A 528-nucleotide genomic window follows, 5' to 3' on the forward strand; every position below is an offset into this window, starting at 1 on the left:
CATCCGACCGCGTAAGCGCTTCGGTTTCAAGTGCCCCATCGAGGTCATGACCGAGCTGATGGCCAAGCATCACGAGGCTCCCGCCTCAATCCAGTAACTGTGTTGCACTCAGCTCCTGCAACCGCCCCGATTTTCCAAAGGAGTCATTCCTCCAGTTACCACCATGCCATCTTTCGAAGTGTTCAGTGCGCGTCGCAGGATGTCTTTGGGATCACTTGCAAGCTGCGGATGATCAAGAGCACTATATCTATGACACCCTTGAATAGGCTCTCCATTAAACCTAGGAGTTTTATTCGCCAGAATATCCTCACGCTGTTTAGCTGTCCAATTTCTGGCTCCCGGCTCTCCCATCTTTAATCTCCCACGCTCATCAGCCCAGAACCTAGATACACCTTTGCCCCGGCGGTTGCAGGAGCTGAGTGCAACACAGTTACTGGATTGAGGCGGGAGCCTCGTGATGCTTGGCCATCAGCTCGGTCATGACCTCGATGGGGCACTTGAAACCGAAGCGCTTACGCGGTCGGATGT

At 53.8% G+C, this 528-nt stretch carries 1 protein-coding gene; it reads right to left on the bottom strand.

The genetic code is table 11. The annotated features are described in order from the left end of the window. Positions 1–108: 108 nt before the first annotated feature. Complete coding sequence (locus OO258_RS27310) at positions 109–351, bottom strand: hypothetical protein (protein WP_266035002.1); 243 nt, start codon at positions 349–351, stop codon at positions 109–111. Positions 352–528 lie beyond the last annotated feature (177 nt).

Origin of the sequence: Pseudomonas sp. DCB_BI, from assembly GCF_026240995.1 — a bacterium.
GTDB lineage: Bacteria > Pseudomonadota > Gammaproteobacteria > Pseudomonadales > Pseudomonadaceae > Aquipseudomonas.